The organism is Acidovorax sp. Leaf73 (assembly GCF_916855635.1).
In the GTDB taxonomy this organism is placed as follows: domain Bacteria; phylum Pseudomonadota; class Gammaproteobacteria; order Burkholderiales; family Burkholderiaceae_C; genus Acidovorax; species Acidovorax facilis.
Genome location: NZ_CAKASI010000001.1, coordinates 823,304 through 842,062, shown reverse-complemented (window position 1 = coordinate 842,062; position 18,759 = coordinate 823,304). Strand labels below are relative to the sequence as shown.

Annotated in this window: 16 protein-coding genes and 1 pseudogene; 12 read left to right on the top strand and 5 right to left on the bottom strand. The window is 64.8% G+C overall.

All coding sequences use genetic code 11. The features are described 5' to 3' along the window. Positions 1-24: 24 nt before the first annotated feature. The 7 genes and pseudogenes from LPA35_RS03950 (at position 25) to LPA35_RS03925 (ending at position 6,135) form a co-directional block, all read left to right on the top strand. The gene (locus LPA35_RS03950; RefSeq protein ID WP_218301012.1) at positions 25-987 is read left to right on the top strand and encodes a LysR substrate-binding domain-containing protein; all 963 of its coding nucleotides are present in this window, start codon (positions 25-27) and stop codon (positions 985-987) included. 333 nt (positions 988-1,320) lie between these two features. Next, entirely contained in the window at positions 1,321-1,695 is a 375-nt protein-coding gene (locus tag LPA35_RS03945) for a pentapeptide repeat-containing protein (RefSeq protein ID WP_228895189.1), read from the top strand. Between the two features lie 772 nt (positions 1,696-2,467). Continuing rightward, positions 2,468-2,950, top strand: coding sequence for a GreA/GreB family elongation factor (locus tag LPA35_RS03940; RefSeq protein WP_228895187.1), 483 nt, complete (start codon positions 2,468-2,470; stop codon positions 2,948-2,950). Between the two features lie 47 nt (positions 2,951-2,997). After that, positions 2,998-3,081, top strand: a pseudogene (locus LPA35_RS26140) (hypothetical protein); the annotation flags it as partial. A gap of 220 nt (positions 3,082-3,301) precedes the next feature. Further along, positions 3,302-3,604: a helix-turn-helix transcriptional regulator gene (locus tag LPA35_RS03935; protein ID WP_121506503.1), complete on the top strand. Its 303-nt coding sequence runs from the start codon at positions 3,302-3,304 to the stop codon at positions 3,602-3,604. A 43-nt stretch (positions 3,605-3,647) separates the two neighbouring features. Continuing rightward, complete coding sequence (locus LPA35_RS03930) at positions 3,648-4,979, top strand: type II toxin-antitoxin system HipA family toxin (RefSeq protein WP_228895185.1); 1,332 nt, start codon at positions 3,648-3,650, stop codon at positions 4,977-4,979. Between the two features lie 94 nt (positions 4,980-5,073). After that, positions 5,074-6,135, top strand: coding sequence for a phytanoyl-CoA dioxygenase family protein (locus tag LPA35_RS03925; protein ID WP_228895183.1), 1,062 nt, complete (start codon positions 5,074-5,076; stop codon positions 6,133-6,135). Positions 6,136-6,408: 273 nt separating this feature from the next. Here LPA35_RS03925 and LPA35_RS03920 read toward each other — a convergent pair whose 3' ends face one another. After that, on the bottom strand, positions 6,409-7,725 hold the full coding sequence (locus LPA35_RS03920; protein ID WP_228895181.1) for a sodium:proton antiporter: 1,317 nt from the start codon (positions 7,723-7,725) through the stop codon (positions 6,409-6,411). Positions 7,726-7,908: 183 nt separating this feature from the next. On the opposite strand from LPA35_RS03920, the gene LPA35_RS03915 reads away from it, so the two are divergent. Then, on the top strand, positions 7,909-8,535 hold the full coding sequence (locus LPA35_RS03915) for a hypothetical protein (protein WP_228895180.1): 627 nt from the start codon (positions 7,909-7,911) through the stop codon (positions 8,533-8,535). A gap of 193 nt (positions 8,536-8,728) precedes the next feature. Then, entirely contained in the window at positions 8,729-9,016 is a 288-nt protein-coding gene (locus LPA35_RS03910; protein WP_055401176.1) for a DUF6150 family protein, read from the top strand. Between the two features lie 54 nt (positions 9,017-9,070). Here LPA35_RS03910 and LPA35_RS03905 read toward each other — a convergent pair whose 3' ends face one another. Next, positions 9,071-9,916 (bottom strand): fumarylacetoacetate hydrolase family protein, encoded by an 846-nt coding sequence (locus LPA35_RS03905; protein ID WP_228895178.1) that lies wholly within the window; start codon positions 9,914-9,916, stop codon positions 9,071-9,073. A 281-nt stretch (positions 9,917-10,197) separates the two neighbouring features. Here LPA35_RS03905 and LPA35_RS03900 point away from each other — a divergent pair, with 281 nt between their 5' ends. Both LPA35_RS03900 and LPA35_RS03895 read left to right on the top strand, forming a co-directional pair. Further along, positions 10,198-10,797, top strand: a complete 600-nt coding sequence (locus LPA35_RS03900) for a chromate transporter (RefSeq protein ID WP_228895176.1) — start codon at positions 10,198-10,200, stop codon at positions 10,795-10,797. Beyond that, positions 10,794-11,408 (top strand): chromate transporter, encoded by a 615-nt coding sequence (locus tag LPA35_RS03895; RefSeq protein ID WP_228895174.1) that lies wholly within the window; start codon positions 10,794-10,796, stop codon positions 11,406-11,408. The genes LPA35_RS03900 and LPA35_RS03895 overlap by 4 nt, the downstream gene beginning before the upstream one ends. A gap of 50 nt (positions 11,409-11,458) precedes the next feature. On the opposite strand, the gene LPA35_RS03890 is transcribed toward LPA35_RS03895, so the two are convergent. Together LPA35_RS03890 and LPA35_RS03885 are read right to left on the bottom strand one after the other, a co-directional pair. Then, complete coding sequence (locus LPA35_RS03890) at positions 11,459-12,625, bottom strand: ABC transporter substrate-binding protein (RefSeq protein WP_218301006.1); 1,167 nt, start codon at positions 12,623-12,625, stop codon at positions 11,459-11,461. A gap of 288 nt (positions 12,626-12,913) precedes the next feature. After that, positions 12,914-14,161 (bottom strand): IPTL-CTERM sorting domain-containing protein, encoded by a 1,248-nt coding sequence (locus LPA35_RS03885; RefSeq protein ID WP_228895172.1) that lies wholly within the window; start codon positions 14,159-14,161, stop codon positions 12,914-12,916. A gap of 763 nt (positions 14,162-14,924) precedes the next feature. On the opposite strand from LPA35_RS03885, the gene LPA35_RS03880 reads away from it, so the two are divergent. Beyond that, positions 14,925-17,927 (top strand): hypothetical protein, encoded by a 3,003-nt coding sequence (locus tag LPA35_RS03880; protein WP_228895170.1) that lies wholly within the window; start codon positions 14,925-14,927, stop codon positions 17,925-17,927. 57 nt (positions 17,928-17,984) lie between these two features. On the opposite strand, the gene rlmB is transcribed toward LPA35_RS03880, so the two are convergent. Further along, entirely contained in the window at positions 17,985-18,731 is a 747-nt protein-coding gene (rlmB, locus tag LPA35_RS03875) for a 23S rRNA (guanosine(2251)-2'-O)-methyltransferase RlmB (protein WP_228895168.1), read from the bottom strand. Between the last annotated feature and the right edge of the window lie 28 nt (positions 18,732-18,759).

Genomic DNA, 18,759 nt, shown 5'->3' with positions numbered 1-18,759 from the left:
GTGAGCGAAGCATTAGTATTAATAATGGATATTCGCCTCTCCCCCTCCCTGCTCGCTTGGCTGCGCAGTTTTGATGCAGCGGCCCGCCACGGCAGCTTTACCAAGGCGGCGGCCGAGCTGTGCATCACCCAGGGCGCCGTCAGCCAGCAGGTCAAACAGCTCGAAGACTGGCTGCGCCGCCCGCTGTTCCTGCGCACCCCGCGCGCGTTGGTGCCCACGCCCGAGGGCAAATGGCTGGCCGTGGTGCTGCGCGAAAGCTTCGACGCCATCGAAAGCACCCTGGCCCAGATGCGCCAGCCGCCCGAGGCGGCCACCGCCACCTTGAGTTGCTCGCCATCGTTTGCCATGAGCTGGCTCACGCCCCGCCTGGGCGACTTCTTTCGCCAGCACCCGCACACCGGCCTGCGCGTGTTTGGCGAATTCCACACGCTGGACCGCACCCGCATGGTGCGCGATGGCATCGAGGCCGCCGTGCGCTTTGACCTGGGCGGCTACCGCGACCTGAACGCCACCGTGTTTCTGGACGAATGGCTCATCCCCGTGGCCAGCCCCGAGTTTCTGGCCCGCCATCCGCCCATCACCCAGCCGCAAGACCTGCACGGCGACTGGCTGCTGCACGACGGCAGCGCCTGGGACGGCGCGGACACCTATGAAGAGTGGCAACACTGGTTTGCGCAGGTGGACGCCACGCCGCCGCCTTGGGCAGGCGGCCAGCAATTCAACCTGTCGCAATTGGCCCTGGGCGCCGCCCTGGCAGGCCAAGGCATCGCCATGGGCCGCGCGGCGCTGGTGCTGCAGGACGTGAAGGCCGGGCGTTTGGTTCCGCTGCTGGGGCGTAGCGTGTTGTCACGGGCGGCGTATTCGTTTGTGACCACCGCCCACCCCAGCCCGGCGATGCAGCTGGTGCGGGATTGGTTGGGGGATGAGGCGCAGCGGTTTTGTGGGGAGCGGGCGCAGGCGCTGCCAGAGCCGCAGGATGCCAAGTAGCTGGGTAGGTCAGGTAACGACGCCCAACCGGCGCACTACCCAGCAACTAGGTGTCAGGTGGTACCCAGTGAGTCGAGGCGAATACTACGGCTAAATATTCGGTGTTTTGGGCCCCTAGCGCTTATTGAGCAAGCGCTAGCAGCTATTATTTTTGACAGATTCTTGGCTGTTCATGGCCAATGAATCCTGAGACAACTGGTCCTGTGACGCGGCCCACTCATTCACGGCGAAAGTTTGAGACAGGAGGCCCCAGCATGTCACTCGCGAGCAGTCGCGACGGCAATGTCTGAGATAACGAGGACGACCGCTTCCGGCCAGAAGCTGCCTTCAGTGATGACTACAGACAACTACACCCCTCCGTCAACGCTTCAAGAACTGATGCAGCGATACGCGCTTGGTGAACGGCATTTCCCGAATGTAGATTTGTCTGAGGCCAATCTTTCTCGCGTTACCCTTGATGGAGCAAGCTTCGGGCCGCATTCCTGGTTTTCCAGTGCAGACTTCACTGGCGCAAGCCTTCGCGGGACCAGCTTTAGCAACTGCAACGTCAAGTGCGCGACGTTCAATAGAGCCGATCTGACCAACGCGACCTTCGCAAATGCGGCTATCGAGTCGATAGGCTTGGATGGCGCTGTGCTAGTCGGAACGAACTTTGTTGGTGCGACGTTCTACGGCATTACGCTGGGTCCAGCCGATCAGTTTCCTTGAGAAGCAAGGGCGTTTCGCAATTCTGAACGACTGATTTGGGAGACAACGCCCGGCTGCTTAGGGCCCGTTGCACCCGTTGCAACGACTGTTGCTATTGACCAATACGAGCCGTCCACGGCTACCGGCAACGGAGGCTTGATCTACTGAGAAGCGGGAATATTTGCGTACGTTCGCCGCAATGATGGGCTACGCGAAGCCAGTGCGCCAAGGCCAAAGCATGTTGCTATGCCAACCACTGCACACAGCGACCCGAGAGCCACCCAAGAAAACGATTTGGCGATGAGGATGTAGGCTTGCCAACTCATCAACGCGATCAGCATGGTCGCGCAAGCTTTCAGCTTATGTGAGGGCGCGAGCAACACGCCAGTGCAAACAAGAAGTATCGAAACTGCAGCGTAGCTAATCGACCAGATCGAAATTGATACGGGTGGAAAAGCACATAGTCCGGGCGACGAACGCCACCACCCTTCTGGACAGACAAACCTCCCCCAACGCGTGACCTGATAAAAAATCAGCATTTGGCCGACAGTGACAATGCCGAAGCAAAAAATTGCCAAAGCCAACCAACGAACGGCTGCAACAACGCTGAGGGGAAATCTTTGCATAGCTCAGTCTATCCCTTCGTACCTGGCAATGGGCTCCATCAATGATCTCATCGGTGGCAGCGTGCGCTTAGCTGAAGGTCACGGCAGCCAACAAGAGCGTCGAGGGCTGGTGGAGTCCTTCACAATCAAGACTTACCCCCGCTTGTTCGAGATGCCGACCCTTCATCATGGATAAATTTTTGCTGCAGAAGCAGGTGCTGGAACGGCTCGCCGAAGACCTGGTGCAAGCAGAACAGGCAATGCGGGCGGCCCATGAAACGGCCACTCACGAAGAAAACATCGCCGAAAACAAATACGACACATTAGGACTCGAAGCCGCCTACCTGGCCACCGGCCAAGCTCGGCGCGCCGAAGCCATCCGCCAGGCGATAGCCAATTGGCGCCAATTCCGCCCGCGCCCCTACGACGCCAGCAAAGGTATCCAGCTCGGCGCGCTGGTCTGCCTGGTTGATTCTGACGACAAGCAGCAGCAGCTCTTCCTCGGCCCGGATGGGGGCAGCATGAAGTTGGTCAGCGGCGCACAGCTCGTTCAGGTCATCAGCAGCGAGGCCCCTTTGGGCGGGGCCATGCTGGGTAAATGCGAGGGTGACGAGGTGTCGATACAGGTCGCTTCAATCAGACAGCAATTTGAGGTGCTGCGGATTCATTAACCTCCATGTAAGTCCACGCCGAATGGGCCGATGTCAATAGAGGTTCGGGCGTGGTGAACGTACCGGCTGGCTGGCAAGGTCAGCCGAACTTTGAACCAGGCCACTGGGTCCGAGGTGTCGCATGCGCGTGAATGAGCGCTGAGTGGCCCAGACCGTGAACTCAGAGGGCCGACATTACGGACTGCAGCCGCTGCATTGCGGCCGTTCCGGGCAGTCCCGCCGGAACGGTGGCACAGACTGGGCCTGACCTGTAGCGGCATACCCGCCACTTCTCGCTCCCGTTGGGTCAAAAAACTTTGCGAAAAGATAAAATTTATACTCTTTTAAAATATTAAGAGTATAAATAGCATCATGTCTACTGACCTCATACCTACCCTTGCCGCCGCCCGCAAGGCCCACCAGATGACCCAGGCCCAGCTTGCCGAGCGTGCAGGCCTTAGCCGCATGACGGTGCAGCGCACCGAAGGCGGCGACCTGGACCCGCGCTATTCCACCCTGGCTGAAATGGCCCGCGTGCTGGGCATGGACATCATTGCCGTGCCCAGCAGCCTGCGGCCCAGCCTGGAGGCGTTCATCCAGTCGGGGGGCAAGTTTCTGGGGCAGCCCGAGGGCGTGGATGCGCCGCCATCCGTGGTGGACGGCATGCGACGCTGACCAATAGCGGTCACCACGTGCGCACCCATTCCGCCAACACTCCATGAGCACCTCCATCCGCTACCTGCGCCTGTACCTGCACCGCCCGGCGAAGGCGGACGGGGCGGCGGGCGGTCGCGAAGCGATTGGCTACCTCTCGCAATACGGCGACATCCTGCGCGTGTCGTTTGACGAGAGCTACATCCGCAACCCGCAGCGCCCCACCCTGTCGCTGAGCTTTCAGGGTGCCGACGAGGCCGCGACGCAGCAGATCCTCGCGTCGGCGCGGGATGCGCGGCTGGTGCGCACCGATGGGCGCTGGCCGGTGTATTTTCAGAACCTGCTGCCCGAGGGCCACAACCGCGAGCGGCTTGCGCACGAGCGTGGCTGTAGCCCCGATGACGAGTTTGAGCTGCTGGCCGCCGCAGGCCACGACCTGATGGGCGCGCTGGAGGTGGAGCCCGTGCCTGCTCAAGACGGCATCCCGGACGTGGTGCGGCACTGGCACACCACGCAGGGGCTCGATGTGCTGGAGCCGGGGTTTGTGGAATACCCGGTGGAAGACGCGGCCTCGCTGCCCGGCGTGGTGACAAAGTTCAGCGCGGTGCAGGACGGCCGCCGCTACACGGTGCATCGCAAGGGCGCGGCGGGCAGCGTGATCTTGAAGCTGCCCACCACCGCCCACCCCGACCTGGTGGCCAACGAGTTCACCGGCTACCAGTTGTGCAAGGCGCTGGGCCTGCATTGCGCCGATGTGCGCGTCATCACCCGGGCCGAGGCTGACCTGCCCGATGCCGTGCCCTTCAACGAAATTTTGGCCGTGCAGCGTTTTGACCACCTGCCCGGCGGCGCCCGCGTGCACATGGAAGAGTTCAACCAGGTGCTGGGCTACACGCCGCGCCAGAAATACGGCAAAACCCATGGCAAGGGCGCGCTGCAGGACTGGGCCACCATGCTGCGCGTGCTCAACCGCCTGAGCCGCCAGCCGGTGTTGGACACGCGCGAGTTTCTGGCGCGCATGGTGGCCTTCATCCTGATGGGCAACACCGACGCGCACCTGAAAAACTGGGCCCTGGTCTACCCCGACGGCCGCGTGCCACAGCTGGCCCCGGTGTACGACCCGGTGTGTGTGGCCGCGTTTTTTGAGGGCGTGCCGGACCAGCAATATGCCGTGAACCGCGCCATCGACAACACCCTGCGGGCGCTGACCTGGGACGACATGGAAGGCCTGATGAAATCGGCCGGGCTGCTGCGCGTGCCCCGGCACCTGGCCTTGTTGCGCGACACGGTGGCGCGGGCCAAAACGGAATGGCCCAGCCTGCTGGAGAGCGCCCCGGCGTCTGTGCGCAATGTGGTGGCGCAGCGGCTTGCAGGCGATGTGGCCCTGGCCCGGTGATGGCGGACCACCCTGCAAAATCGGCAGGCCTGCGCGCAGGGTTCGGCGCGGGCCGTGCCTTGTGACCCCGAACCGTTTTTGATTTGCTCCATCCATGCACTCCCCGATCGCAACCACCACGCCCCCAACAGCGTCTGGCTCCTTGCCGCCCGATGCGGACAGGGGCGCCCTGCAGGTCCCACACCTCAAACGCTGTTGGTCACGCTGGATGGCCGCACGCCAGGGCCAGGGTTTGAAGGGCGCCGAAGCGGAGGCCCACCGCACACAGATCGTGCTGGCCGCGCTGGGTGTGGGGCTGGAGCAGACCATGCAATACGTGCTGCGCGAGGCCCCGGAGTTCGCTGCCTTTGAGGACTGGATCGTGCGCACGGCGGGCGCGCCCGATGCCGCTACCGTGGCGCGGATTCAAGCCCTTGTGGATGGCGACCCGGCGCCCGAAGCGGCCTTGCAGCTGCAGGCCCGGATCGATGCGATGGAGCCCGTGCTGGATGCGGACGACCTGGCGCATTGGGACGAGCATGGCTATGTGGTGGTACACCAGGCCACCACGCCAGAGCACTGCGCCGCCGCCGCACAGGCGGTGTGGGAGGCCGTGCGCGCCGACCCGGCAGATGTGGAGTCGTGGTACGCCCACGCCCCGCGCAACACCATGGTGCAGATGTTTCAGCACCCGGCATTCGACGTCAACCGACGTTCCCTGCGCATCCACAAGGCATTTGCGCAGCTGTGGGGCACGGCAGACCTGTGGCGCAGCACCGACCGCTGTGGCTTCAACCCTCCAGAACGCCCCGGCTACCCCTACGGCGGCCAGGGCATGCACTGGGATGTGAGCCTGCACCAGCCTATTCCCTTTGCCACCCAGGGCATCCTGTACCTGACCGACACGCCCCCCGAACAAGGTGCCCTCACCCTGGTGCCAGGTTTTCACCGCCGGGTGGGCGACTGGCTGGCCCAGCTACCCGCTGGGGTCGAGCCCCGCCAGCAAGACCTGCATGCGCTGGGTGCCACACCCATCGGCGCGGGCGCGGGCGATCTGGTGATCTGGCACCAGGCCCTGCCCCATGGCCCCAGCCCCAATCGGGGCACGCAGCCCCGGCTGGTGCAGTACATCAACCTGGCCCCCGCCCATGTGCCTTGCCACGACACCTGGGTCTGAGAGGCTGAGAGTCTTTTATCCATGCCCGCCTTGCGCGCCAAAACGCCCCGGCTCGTCGTTGCAAATGCTCGCCATAGCCCGAGCTATGGCTGTGCTTTGCGCCTAGATCCGAGGCGTTTTCGCGCGCCTTTCGGGCACGGCTAAAAAACTCTCAGCCTCTGAGGTGCGGCGAGCGGGGGGCGCACCTCCCCCCAAAAACCGCAAAACTCATAGCAACAAAACCATACAGATAAAGCGCTAGCGGTCATTTTCGATTGAACCGGTCTTGCTAACTCACCGTGGCCGCTGCGCCTTGGTCTTCCTGCGGGTCTCGTAGCGCCGCATCAGCGGCGTTACCGACACCCCGTGCAGCAGCACCGACGCCACCACCACCGCCAGCATGATCGCCAGCAGGCGCTGCGCAATCACCGGATGCAGGTCGTGTGTGATGGCGTACATGAGGTAGTAGATGGAGCCAATGCCCCGGATGCCAAACCATGCGATCAGGCGGCGCTGCGAGCGCTCTACCTTGGCGCTCACCAGCCCTGCATACACCGCCAGCGGGCGGATCACCAGCAGCAGCACGGGCACAAACCACAACACCTCGGTGCCAAAGTCCACCACCGAAAGCAGCGCACCCACCACCAGCACCACAGTCACTTCGGCCAGGCGTTCCAGCTGGGCGTTGAAGCGCTCGACCGACTCCATCATGAGGCCCGGCGCCTGAGCGGCCACGGGGGCTTCACCATCGTTGTTGTCGCCTTGCGCAGGCGATGCCACGGACGCCGCTGGCTCCGCCGCCGCGCGCCGCAGCGCCAACCCGGCAGCAAACACCGCCAGAAAGCCGTAGGTATGGCACAACAAGGCCACGCCATAGGCCAGCGCGATGAGCCCCAGCACCATGAACTCGTCCGGGCCCAGCGCCTCGCGGTGGCGGATGCGCAGGTACAAAATGGCCCGGCCCACAACCACGCCCAGCAGGTAGCCAATCAACAGGCCACCCACCACGGCCCAGAGCACGTCCACCGCCCACCAGCGCCAGCCACTCTCGCCCAGGTCGTGCAGCGACATCAGGCCCAGACCCAGCATCACCAGCGGAAACGCCGCCCCATCGTTCAGCCCGCCCTCGCCCGTCAGGCCAAAACGCAAGCGATCACGGTCTTGCGGGTCGGACACCTGCACATCGGACGCAAGCACCGGATCGGTGGGCGCCAGGATGGCCCCCAGCAGCACGGCAGCGCCCAGCGGCAGGTGCAGCAGCCACACGCCCACGGCGGTGATGGCGCCCACGGTGATCAGCATCGACACGGTGGCCAGCTGCACCGGAATGCGCCAGCGCCGGTCGCGCAGGGGCAGATCCAGCTTCAGGCCCACGGTAAACAGCGAGATGAGCACGGCAATCTCGGTCAGCCGCTCCAGCAGCGGGGCATCACCCACCGGGTCCAATACCAGCAGGCCCAGCCCCCAGGGCCCAATGCCAACGCCCACGGCCAGGTACAGGATGGCCGAGCTGAGCGGCACGCGCGCGATGAAGGAGCTGGTCAGCGTCATCACCACCAGCAGCAGGCCGACCAGCACAAAGCCCAGGGCGGGTAACAGCTCAGCGGTCATGGAACACAGACTGGAGGAGGAAAAGGTTGCACGCGCATCCGGCCACTGTGCACGCCACCCGGGCCCACCGCTGCGGGGGGGTGGCCCCCCGGGCTGTCAGCAGATGTCGCCAATCGGTGAGGCGCCTTTCGGCGTTACCTGGCGGTGCATCTGTGCACAATTCCGTGACTTTGGTGAAAGCCCATGAACGTCTCCACCCTCCTCAAGCTCGCCATGGCCCTGCTCGTGGCGTTTTTTGCCGTCGAGAAGCTCAGGGTGCACTACGCCGACCAGCGGCTGCAAAACCACGGGCTGGCCGCTGTCTCTCAGCCACCGGCCGACAGCCCCGTGCAGGAGGCCACCAGCCAGGCGGCTTTCGAGTTCCGGGGCTACCAGGTCAAGCCACTGGCCACGTTTGCCGTGCGCGCACGGGTGTTGTCGCGCGAAGACTATTACGTGGGCAAGGAGGCCGAGCTGTCCCCGATGGACCTGGCCCTGGGCTGGAAGCGCATGGCCGACCCTGCGGTGTACGAAGCCTTGAACATCACCCAGGGCGGCCGCTGGTACCGCTACACCTGGCGCGACCAACCGCCCATCCCGCTGCAGGAGATCATCGAGTCGTCAGCCAACATGCACATGATTGCAGCCACGCCCGTGGTGGAGCGGGCGCTCAAAAAGGCCCGTGCGGGGGCCTACATCCGCATCACCGGCAGGCTGGTGGAGGTGACACACCCCAGCGGCTGGCGCTGGACGAGTTCGCTCACACGGTCGGATTCCGGGGCCAATTCCTGCGAGCTGGTGTTTGTAGAGTCGGTGCAGGTGGAGAACTGACCCGCCACCGGGCCCTGGTTGCTCCTCGCACTCCCAATTTGATAGCTGCTTGCGCTTTCCCATCAAGCGCCAGGCCCTGTTTTTACTCAAAATCTTACATCTCTACAGGGCAACCCGGGGGCTGGCGCGCCCAAAGTCTGGATACCCTTGGAAGGACAAGCCCCCGCCCGAACCACCGCCCGAAAGGATGCCCATGGCCAAGATCCTGGAAGTGAAATACGAAAACCAGGCCGACGCCCACATTTGCGAGGTGGCGCATGAAAGCCAGGCCGACCTGTGCTGGCACGAGGTGCACTACGCCACCCAGGCCAGCGGCGATGCGATCTGGTTCTTTGTGGCCTATGCCAACCAGGCCAGCTTCAAGGTCTACCGCGTCAAGCACGCCAGCCAGGCGGACCTGAAAATCTTCAGGGTCAGCACCCCGGAGCAGGCTGGCTGGCGAACCAAGGACCATCTGCTGATCGGCAAGCTGGGCAAATAGGTCCGGCCCCAAGAGCGCTACGCCGTGTGAACCGCACCAGGCCCACCGCCCGACTCATCCCCCCACGCACTTTTGCACCTGTTCACCCAGGCCCGTGGCGCCCAGGCGCATCACATCACCGGGCTTGAGGAACCAGGGGTCGGGCTTTTGCCCCAGCCCCACACCGGCGGGCGTGCCGGTCAGCACCACGTCGCCGGGCTCCAGCGTCATGAACTGGCTGATGTACGACACCACGGTGGGCACGCCAAAGATGAAGTTGCGGGTGCTGCCGTTTTGCACGCGCTGGCCGTTGACCTCCAGCCACAGGTCGATGGCGTGCGGGTCGGGGAGCTCGTCAACCGTGGCCAGCCACGGGCCGATCGGGGCAAAGGTGTCGTAGCTCTTGCCCTTGTCCCACTGGCCGCCGCGCTCCATCTGCCAGGCGCGTTCAGACACATCGTTGGCCAGCACATAGCCCGCCAAATGCTGCAGCGCATCGGCCTCGGCCACCTGGCGCGCACGGGTGCCGATGACGATGCCCAGCTCGACCTCCCAGTCGGTCTTGACGGCGCCGGGCGGAATGCGCACATCGTCGTTGGGGCCGCTGAGCGCCGTCACGGCTTTCATGAACAACACAGGCTCGGCGGGCGGCTGCAGGCCCGCCTCGCGCGCGTGGTCGGCATAGTTGAGCCCCACGCACACGATCTTGCCCACCCCAGCCACCGGGCTGCCCAGGCGCGGTGTGCCATAGACGGGCGGCAGGCGGCTTGCGTCGATGGCGGCCAGGGCAGAAAGCGTGCGCGGGTTGAGCTGGGCCGGGCCCATGTCGGGCAGCAGCATGGACAGGTCGCGCAGCGTGCCGGTGGCGTCGATCAGTCCGGGGCGTTCTGCGCCGGGCTGGCCGTAACGGATGAGTTTCATGGCGGGAAATCCTGGTGGGGTCGGCGAAAGGTGGCAGTCGCAGCAAGGAGCCGCGCTGCGCCGACACGCAGCATAGCGGCACGCAACCCCCAGCGTGCACACCAATCACCGGCCCTGCCTTGCCGCAAGACGAGGGCCGCATCCCCTGCGCAGCCCGTGTGGCGCGCGTAACATGGTGCGGGGTGCACCGCAGCGCCAGCCGCGCACCCCAAATACTCCTGATTTAATAGCTTCCAACGCTTACCAGATAAGCGCCAGCAGCCATTTTTACTCAATTTTCCATGGCCACTGCCACCGATCTGCCCTCCCCGCCCCCGGAATCCCCACCCCGGCCCCAACCCCGCAACCCGTCCGATCTGTTCTGGTCTTTCACCTGGCTGGCCCTGCAAGGGTTTGGCGGCGTGCTGGCCGTGGTGCAGCGCGAGCTGGTGGAGAAAAAGCGCTGGATGACGAACGAGGAGTTTGTCGAGGACTGGGCCGTGGCGCAGATCATGCCGGGCCCCAACGTGGTCAACCTCAGCATCATGATTGGCGACCGCTACTTCGGCCTGCGCGGCGCGTTGGCGGCGCTGGCGGGCATGCTGACCTTTCCGCTGATCCTGGTGCTGGCCCTGTCCGTGGTCTATGCGCAGTTTGCCAGCCACCCGGCCGTGGCCGGTGCGCTGCGCGGCATGGGCGCCGTGGCGGCGGGGCTGATTGCGGGGGTGGGCATCAAGCTGTTTGTGTCGATCAAAAACCACCCCCTCGGCCGCCCGCTGTGTGTGGCGTTTGCAGCGCTGACCATCCTGGCCATGGCGTGGCTGCGCTGGCCGCTGTTCTGGATTTTGCCGGTGATCGGTGGCGCGGCCTGCGTGCTGACGTGGAGAAAGCTCGCGCCATGAATGCAGCCACCACCCTCACCACACCCTTGACGGCCCTGGGCGCCGGCGACTGGTTCAACCTGTTCCTGTACTACCTGTCGCTGTCACTGCTGGCCGTGGGCGGCGCCATTGCCACCGCGCCCGACATGCACCGCTACCTGGTGGAGCGCAACGCCTGGCTCACCGACCCGCAGTTCAACGCATCCATCGCCATTGCCCAGGCGGCACCCGGCCCCAACGTGCTGTTCATCGCCCTGCTGGGCTGGAACGTGGGCATCAACGCAGGCGGCCCGGGCCTTGCAGGCTGGCTGCTGGGCGCCCTGGGCATGGCGGTGTGCATGCTGGGCGTGATGCTGCCCAGCAGCCTGCTGACCTGGACGGCCACCCGCTGGGGCCACCGCAACCGCGAGCGGCGCGGCGTGCGTGCCTTCAAGCAAGGCATGGCGCCGGTGGTCATTGGCCTGCTGCTGGCCACCTCGTGGGTGCTGACACGCGCACACGGCAGCTTCGACACCGCTTGGCCCCTGTGGCTGCTCAGCGCCGTGACCGTGGTGCTGGTGTGGCGCACCAGGCTGCACCTGCTGTGGATGCTGGGCGCCGGGGCGGTGCTGGGGGCTATCGGCTGGGTGTAGCCTATGGCAGAGGTGCCGCGCTTGGCACCCCTGCGTGACACGGGGCTGGGTCAGCTGATCCGGCGCCCGTTTTCCGCGTACACGGCCAGGTAGATCGCGTCGGAGCCGATGTAGGGCGCCTTATTGCCAAAGCCAACGTTGAAGTCACCAAACGACAGCGCGCGGATGCTGGCCAGGCCCGCGCGCAGGCGGTCGCGTGTGAGGTCCTTGCCCGCGTTTTTGAGACCCTCGATCATGATCTGGCCGTTGAGCCAGCCTTCAAGCGCGCTGCCGCTGTTCAAGAAGGCCGGGTCAGCCCCGGTAGCCTTCATGGTGCTCTGAAACTTGCGAACCACCACCGATTTTTGCGAATTCGCGTCCGGAAACACCTGCACCAGCGCAAGGCCCCGTGTGGACGCAGCCAGCTTGGGCAGCTCTGACGAGATCACCGTAACCGACAGCCCCGCCAGCGGCACGCCCTGTGCCTTGGCACGGAAGGCCTGCACAAACGCGGTGTTGGCTGTGCCCGTGGTGGCCAGCAGGACGGCACCCGGGCGCTCTGCAGCCACCTTGTCGGCCAGCTCAGCGCCGTTCTTGCCGTCCACGGCCAGTGCAAACTCGCCACCGCGCTCGACCTTGATCTCGTCCAGCGCGCGGGACATGTCCTTGAGCACTTCCTTGCCAAACGGGTTGTCCAGGTACACCACGGCAATGCGTTTGAGGCCCATGTCCACGATCTGCTTGACCAGGCGCTGCGTCTCTTCACGGTAGGTGGGGCGCAGGAAGAATACATGGCGGTTCTCAGGCGCACGCAGCGAGGTCGCGCCCGTCACCGGGCCCACGGTGGGAATTCCCTTGGATTCGATCAACGGCAGGATGGATGCCGTGTTGGCCGTGCCCAGCGGCGAGATCAGCGCGAACACCGACTGGGCCTCGACCATCTCGGTCACGTTCTTGAGGGTGCGTGCAGCCACATAGCCATCGTCCTTGGGGTCCATGCGGATCTCGCGGCCATGCACGCCGCCAGCAGCATTCACTTCAGCAAACGCGGCCTTCATGCCTGCCACCTGCTCGATGCCGGCCTGGCCCAAGGGGCCGGTCAGTGCGATGGAGCAACCCAGGTTGATGGTGCGGGCGGTCAGTGCTTCTTCGGCGGCCTGGGCCGTGTGGGCCCATGCGGGCAGGCCAGTGGCAGCAACGGCCTGGGTGGCGCGCAAGAGAAATTGACGACGGCTCATGGTGTGGGAGATCCCGAAGAAAGCAAAGGTGGAGCAGCCTAGCGGCAGCTGGGGAAACTTGCTGTCAGTTTCGCGACAGAACATACCCAGAAAGGACCGGCTCTCTCCGGGGGATGCAGTACTTGGCGACGGCAGCCTGCAGTGCACAGGGTGCCGAACCGCACGACACCCCGACATCGTGCGAGCCAACGCCGCACTCCGTGAAACTCACCGGGGCATGTTGTGGATCAGCAGATCACCGCACAACGGCGGCGTCTGTCTGCGTCGCTGTGCCCATGGTTTCTCGACCTACAGGCCCTTGCGCCGAATTGCAGCAAATCCCGCAATGGCCAGAAGTCCGGCGAGGAACAGCATCGCCCACTCGGAAAGGGAGGGGATGGTCGAGGGCGGCACGAATCCATCCAAGTTGTTGGTGAAGGTGCACGCGATGGCCGCCCCTGCTGCAGTGGCCGCTGCATCCAGCGTGACGGTGCGCGTCAAGAGGTCGTTTGTCTGCGTTCCACCTGAACCCAGGCCGGTGCAACTGATGGAAGCCAGGGTGTAACCCAAGGGTGGCGCTGCTTCAGTGATGGAAGTGCTGACACCCGCTGCGGTCAGCGTCTGCGTCGCCCCAGCCACGGCCGAGCCGGATGCCAGGGTCGTGATGGACTGGTTGGCAAAGCCGTTGCTGCCGCTGAAGCCAAACGTACCCACGCCGCCATTGGAGATTTTGGATACCGTGATCGAAGGCACGGTGGGGGCTGCACATACGCCAGGGAGCGAAATCGCATTGGCGCTCGTCGTGACGGTTCCGCCCGACGTCAAGGCTCGGCCGGACAAGGTGGCACCGGCGCCCATGGACATACCGGCGTTTCCAATGACCGTTCCGATGAAAGTGGAGTTGGCACCCAGCGTGGTCGCGGCAGTGGGCGCCCAAAACACATTGCCGGCGCAAGCGCCACCATTGAGGGAAACGATGGAGTCGGCGGCGGTGTTGAGCGCCGCAGTCGTCGCCCCGGCGCCGGGGCGAAAGACGTAGATTCCAGAACCGTTCAGGGTTACCGTCGAGCCAATACTCATGGCTCCCGTGCTGGAATAACAGCCAGGCGGGATCACTCCAGGCGTGCCGCCGCTCACAACGACGGCACTGAGATCAACGGCGGAGCCGAGGGGAATGCAGGTGCCCAGTTGGGAATCCAGATCCGCCAACGCAATGCCTTGGTCGGCAATCTCGGTATCACACGGCGTTTTGATGATCCCGGTCACTGTGGTGGGCGCAGTGGACGGGGGGGTTGTGTAGCAAACCGAGCCGTTGATCGTGGTCGGATTACCACTGTTGGTAAAGGTGTCGGAAACGATGGCGAAGTTGCTGGCACTACCCAGCGGCGGTGCCGTCGCCGCCAATGCGCCACAGCTGTATGTCAGGGACAGCAGGGAAACAAGCCCCAGGCTCAGCAGCAAGGCGGGATTTTTTCGACCGAACTTGGACTGGAGGGGGGCAGCATCGCGTGTGGCGTATCCTGATTTGGTGAGGGTGGTTGTGCTGTCGGATGGCATGGTGTTAAACCTTCTGTGGTGACTTAAAAGTCATTAATCAAACAAAAACTAATCTTGTGTGACCCACAGTACTGCGCTTGTCTGCCCAGCGGTGCGATTTGCGCGACTTATGTCCACGGCGGCCATTAGTCGGGCAGTTGGCCTACACCCATGACCCCGTCGCGTTACACATGGGCGCCCTCTTGGGCAAGCCTTCCACGCATCGGCCCTGGTTGTGCCACGGCGATGCCTGAACCAGAACAGCGCTCACTTTGCGCCATTGGGCATTGGGCATGCGCAGTGCTTCTTGTGCAGAGGGGTGCGCAAGGGTCATTGCCCCCTATTGACCCCTATTGACCCCTTGCATGCTCACCTGCCACTCGCATTCCAGCGTCGCTCCGTTGCAGAGATTGCATCTACATGAGGGCCAAAGGCAGCGCGCGCGTCTGTCGCTTGTTCAAAAAGCAATACGGTTTAACGCCAAGCGGCTACCACTATCCAACGCACTTGCGGCTTGCCGCCCAACATCAGCAAAATGTGCATGCAAAGCCAGAGACTTGAGGCATGCCCCTTTGAGGGATCAACCGTTAATCATGCTATTGACTGGCTGCGGACCCATGCGGTGTATCTAAAGTGCCTACCCACGCCGAATGCACCCCGCCGCGATGTCTGAAGGAATTTTTGAACAGCGGCCTGGGGACTGTGCCGCGCAGCCACCCAGCCTCATGAATCGCCAGGGGTCCGCACTCCAGGCATCCAGACAATGAACCAGGGAGACCCACGCATGTCCGACGGACCACCCGCTTGTCGCCGCCACAGCACCTTTGCAGCCATGGCATTGAGCGCATTCGTTGGGCTGGGCGCGGCTCCGCAGGCCTCGGCGGAAGGCAGCCGTACGCTGTACCCCTCCACCTACCCTACCAGCGGCGGCACCTGTGCCAACACGCTCGACCGGGGATGCCGCGCCAACCTGGACCTCCAGCCAGGCAACCGCTATGTGGGCAAGGTCCAGCGCCGCACCTTCCTGTACGTCTACGCAGAGGCGGGCGAGTATGTGCTGCTGGGCTCCCGCAACCGCACGACGGGCGGCGACATCCTGGTCTACAACCCGCAGGATTTCGGCACACCGGGCGACGAGACCCTGCCGGCCAGCGCTGACTTCTCGTGCGCATCCAACACGCCGCCGCCGGGGAGCTTTGGAGGCAGCACTCTGGGGGAACTGAACTCCCGCGACCAGGAGCTCGCTGGCCCCCACAGCGCCGACGGCAGCGCTACCGTCACCAACGGGTTCGCGCCCTGCGCCTACCGTGTTCCCGCCACCGGGATCTATGGCGTGCTGTTCATGCCCGCCACCAGCGGCAACACCAATCTGAATGCCGACATCTTCAATCCGCTGCCCAGCACCTCCACCGTGGCCGCGTGGGACGTCACGGTGCGCGCATCGGCCAGCAGTCTCAGCGATCTCAATGGCCGCCTGTTCACCTACGCCTGGCTGGGCTTCACGGGGGTGAACAACCGCCCTGTCTATTCGCGCCATGACTACGTGACGCTTGATGGCTACCGCTACTCGCAGGCACTGGCGGGGCTCGATCCCAATGGCTTTGCGCTGTATGCCAACCGGCTGGGGTTTCTGGACAACGGGCAGCCCCTGTACAAGGGCGTGCGCGGCAGCGACTCGTTTGTGACGAACCTGGCGGCGGGCCTGTCGGCCCAGCGGCCGGAGTTTCCGATTTTTTTCAGCAGCATCGCCCCCGCAGCCCCCCACTCGGCCGAGGTCAACAAGGTGCTCACAGCGCTGCGCATTCCGCTCACGCCCCAGCCACCTTCGCTGTCGGCCGCCACATTCACCGGCCGCCCGCCCAGCGTGGGTTCACGCACCCTGCCGGGTGCGGGCGGCACGTTCCGGCTTTCGATCACCGGTGCCTCCACCTTCCAGATCATCGTGAGCCGCGACGGTGTGGATTTCAGCCCCTCCAATACGGCCAACGCGGTCATCACGGGTATCGCCGCCACGGGCACACAGGATGTGCCGTGGGATGGCAACGATGCCGCGGGCACCGCCTTTCCCGCCAGCGCCACGCCCTACGCCTACCGGGCATTCGCGCGTGCTGGCGAGATTCACCTGCCCATGATCGATACCGAGAACAACGGCAATGGCACCAGCACCGCCACGGCGAACTTTGGCGGTGGCCCCACCATCACCAAGCTCAACGGGCCGCAGGCTGGCAATACCACCGTCTATTTTGATGACCGGGGTTATGTCACCCAGAGTGGCACCTTGGTGGGTCAGGTGAACGGAACTCTCTGCCCCGGCTCCCCGCCACCCGCCTCCGACCCTGCGCAGGCCCTGGGCGGAGCGGATTCAACACTGGTCTATGGCGCTTCGCCACAGCTGTACCGCTGGTGGCCGCCCGGCGCCAATGCCAACGCCGACTGTGCAGCCACCGGCGGGTGGGGCGATGCCAAGGGGCTGGACCTCTGGACCTACATCACATCCCCGGCCGGCAATGGCGTGCTCTGGATTGACCCGCTCCTGCGGGATACAGCGGCGTCCATCTTTGTGCCTGCTGCAGCAAGGCCGGGCAGCGGGGTGCAGGGGCGCCTGACTTTTGCGAACCGTGGTGCAGACACAGCCACGGGGCTGCAGTACACCCTGACCCTGGATCACAGCTGTGCCGATACGGCAGTGAGCTTCTCCAATCTGCCCACCGGTGCGTCCGCATCCTGCGTGGACACGCTGGGCCAAGGCCGCTACGTGTTCTCGGGCTTCCCGGCCACGCTGGCAGGCGGCGCGTCGGTGCTCGGCGCCGATCCCGCGGCGCCCATGGCGTTCTCGTACACAGCCCCAGCGGCCGGAACCGTGACTGCGGCCGCCACGATTTCCGGCCCCGTGCCCGATGACCTGCCCGCCAACAACTCGGCCACCGGCACCACGGTGATCAGCCCGGTGGATCTGCAAACCACCGCCAGCGCGCCCCTGACGGCGCTGGCTGGTGAATCGGTGACCGTCCTGGCATCGTTTGCCAACCTGAGCGGTACCGCAGCGACACCCTGGACACCCAGCATTGCCATCGGGGCGGCGCTGAACTGCCCCTCTGCCGTGCAACTGGTGAGCGCCCCGCCCGGGGTGACCACGGTCGGCTTCGACGCTGCCACCTGTGCGGTGGCCCTCTCGGGCCTGCCCCCCACGCTGGCCGACGGGCAGATCCTGTCGTTGAGCTTCCGCTACCAGGCGCCCACCCTGGGTCAGGTGCCCATCACCACCACGGTGGCAACCCCGGGGGACGCGCGCACCGCCAACAACAGCGCCACGGCCACCACCACCATCGCGGTGGTGAACATGGTCATCAGCCTGTCGGGCATGCCGCTGCAAGCGATCTCCGGGCACCCCTATTCCGGGACGTTTTCCTGCACCAATGCGGGACTGCTGGACGCCGTCGGTGGCACGCGCTGCGCCATCGACTCAGGACTCCCCCCGGGCCTGAGCCAGACCGGCTGCGTGCTGGACAGTACAAATGCGGCCTGGTCGGCGGGAGACACCGTGCCAGCAGGCGCCACCGTCATCTGCAGTGTGGCCGGTACGCCTGTCACCATCGGGCAGATAGTGATTGTGGCCAGCACCGCCGCCGTGGGCGAGACCATCCTGTCTGACAACACCGCCACCCAGGGCTTGGCGGTGGTGCCCTTGCAAACCATCCCCACGCTCACACAGCCTGCGACCGTGGCACTGGCTGCGCTGCTTTTTCTGATGGCTGCGCGCTTGCGGCCCCGGCGCCGGGCGGGCTGATCGGCGTGTCCCGCAGGAACGGCCCCCCGCCGGCGCACTTGAGCGCCTGAGAGCATTTCAGGTGCGCTGGCGCAGCGCCTCGTACAGGCATACGCCGCTGGCCACCGATACGTTCAAGCTCTCCACAGCGCCCTTCATCGGGATGCTGACCAGCTCGTCGCAGGTCTTGCGCGTGAGCTGGCGCATACCGTCGCCTTCGGCGCCCAGCACCAGGGCCACGGGGCCTTTCAGGTCGACCTGGTAAATGGTCTTGGGGGCGTCGTCGCTGGTACCGATGCACCAGATGTTGCGCTCCTTGAGTTCGTTCAAGGTGCGCGCGAGGTTGGTCACCATGAAGTACGGCATGGTTTCGGCTGCGCCGCTGGCCACCTTGGCCACGGTGGCGTTGATGCCCACGGCGTGGTCCTTGGGGGCGATGACGGCATGCGCGCCCGCTCCATCGGCCACTCGCAGGCAGGCGCCCAGGTTGTGCGGGTCGGTCACGCCGTCCAGCACGAGCAGCAGGGGCTGCTCAATGCCGGCGGCTTCCAGGTCTTCCAGCAGTTCATCCAACGAGGTGGCAACCTTCACGTGCTCAACCCGCGCAGCCACGCCCTGGTGGCCATGGCTGCCGGCCAGCTTGGCGATGCGCACGCTGTCGGCTTCGATCAGGCGGGCACCGGCCTCGCGGGCGCGGTCAAGAAACTGGCGCATGCGGGCATCGCGCCGCGTGGCCTCGTAGTAAATCTCGATGATGGATTTCGGCGCGGTCTTCAGACGCACGCCCACGGCGTGAAAGCCGAAGAGAACTTTGGGGCTGGACATGGGGGGATTATCTGCTGGCGCAGGGCAC